Source organism: Actinokineospora sp. NBRC 105648 (assembly GCF_030269645.1).
Classification (GTDB): Bacteria; Actinomycetota; Actinomycetes; order Mycobacteriales; family Pseudonocardiaceae; genus Actinokineospora.
The window spans coordinates 1-1818 of sequence record NZ_BSTR01000102.1; the positions used below are offsets into that span (position 1 = coordinate 1).

The 1818-nt window shown below is 65.8% G+C and carries 2 protein-coding genes and 1 tRNA gene; 1 reads left to right on the plus strand and 2 read right to left on the minus strand.

Annotated elements, in window-relative coordinates:
• Positions 1 to 153: helix-turn-helix domain-containing protein (locus QSK30_RS37090; RefSeq protein ID WP_502871943.1), on the minus strand; the 153-nt coding region annotated here is incomplete at its 3' end.
• Positions 154 to 1059: 906 nt separating this feature from the next.
• Positions 1060 to 1131 (minus strand) — tRNA-Arg (locus tag QSK30_RS36540).
• Positions 1132 to 1427: 296 nt separating this feature from the next.
• Here QSK30_RS36540 and QSK30_RS36545 point away from each other — a divergent pair.
• The coding region (locus tag QSK30_RS36545; RefSeq protein WP_285509994.1) for an ABC transporter ATP-binding protein at positions 1428 to 1818 on the plus strand (391 nt) is incomplete at its 3' end.

Below are 1818 nucleotides of genomic sequence, written 5' to 3' on the forward strand. Positions count from 1 at the left end.
CACCACCGCCCGATACCCCTCACGACCACCGTGTCGGGCCACCTCCCGCGACACGACCGAGGGACCACGCCCGATCAGGACGGCGATCTCCCTGTACTCCAACGACTCCGCCAGACCACGCGAGATCCCCTCCCGCTCGGCCAAGGTCAACATCCTGCGCACGACAGGGAATCCTTCCCCACCGAACATCAAGATCAGATGCTACGACCGCCTGAACCTGCCCGACGAACTCAACGCCCGTCGTGCCAAGCGACGTGGCTCACGGGATGACAACACGCCCAACGCTCACCCGGAGACGTTGCGGACCTACGTGTCCCGTGGATTATTGTTCTGTCACTGCGGTAGGCGTATGAACGGCAACGTCCGGCACCAGTCGGCGTACTACATGTGTTGGCCGAAGAACAACAACCGGGGACGCCCGGACAAGTACGCCGGTCACCCGAAAGCGGTCTACCTGTGGGAAGACGCCGTGTTGGACGCGGTGTCCCGGTTCTTCGCCGACAGGGTCCTCGGACCGAACCGCCGGACCATCCTGGCGGCGGACCTGTCCACCGTGGATGACCGGGAAGCACAAGCACGGGACGCCGAACGCGACCGGTTGCGGCGGGTACTGGCGGACCTGTCCCGACGCCAGAACTCGATCATGCGACAGGCACAGGACGGCGACCCCGACGACCCGTTCACCCGGGCGTTGCGTGGCACCTACAACGATCTTGAAGCAGAGCGCCACGCTGCCCTGGCCGCCGTTGCTGCGCTGGACGCTGCCGACGACGCGGAACCTGCCCGCCCGGACACAGCGGACGTGGATCTGCTGGACGCATTGCCATACCTGACCGGGCACCTGTCCGAAGCGCCGGAACCGTTGCTGCGCCGTCTGTTCGAGGCGGTCAGCCTAGCCGTCACGCTCTCCGACGACGGCGACCACGTCACCATCAACGTCCGCCTGCCGGGCGACACCCTCCCGGAGATCGTCAGCACGGCCGAGACCATCAACGCCATGATCGACAAACACGAAACGCCTGGCCAGGACGGCTCAGGCGCTTGTGTGGATGCTGTACGTGCCCCCGGCAGGATTCGAACCTGCGCTCCCGCCTCCGGAGGGCGGTGCTCTATCCCCTGAGCTACGGGGGCCCATCGCTGGGCGACGGGGAGAAGCTTAGCGCACGGGTCTGGGTGGGGAGTTGGGGGGATGGGGTCGGCGGGCGGGGTGCGGTCGGGTCGGGGTGGGTGGGGGTTGCGCGGGTGGGGTGCGTGGGCGGGTTCGGTGCGCGGTGGTGGGTTGGGGGTGGTGTGGACCTGGGGGTGTAGGGCAAACTGGTCTGGACCTTTGTTGCCACAACCTCTGGTGCTGGGTCGGCTGGTGAGGCATTCTTGCCCACCTCAGGGGCGTCTGAATGCATTCGGACGCATGGGCTAGGAGGACGGTAGTGGCCGAGGTCCGGTACGAAGCAGCATCCAGGGTCTACCCGGGTTCACCCCCCGTGCGCGCGGTGGACGGCTTGGACTTGTCGATCGCCGATGGTGAGTTCTTGGTGTTGGTGGGTCCGTCGGGGTCGGGTAAGTCGACGGCGTTGCGGATGGTGGCCGGGCTTGAGGATGTGGATGAGGGTTCGATCTGGATCGGTGATCGGGATGTCACCTCGGTGCCGCCGAAGGGCCGGGACATCGCGATGGTGTTCCAGTCCTATGCCCTGTACCCGCATATGACGGTGGCGCAGAACATGGGGTTCGCGTTGAAGTTGCAGGGTTTGTCGAAGCAGGTGATCGGGGAGAAGGTCGCTGAGGCGGCGAAGCTGTTGGACCTGGAGAAGTACTTGG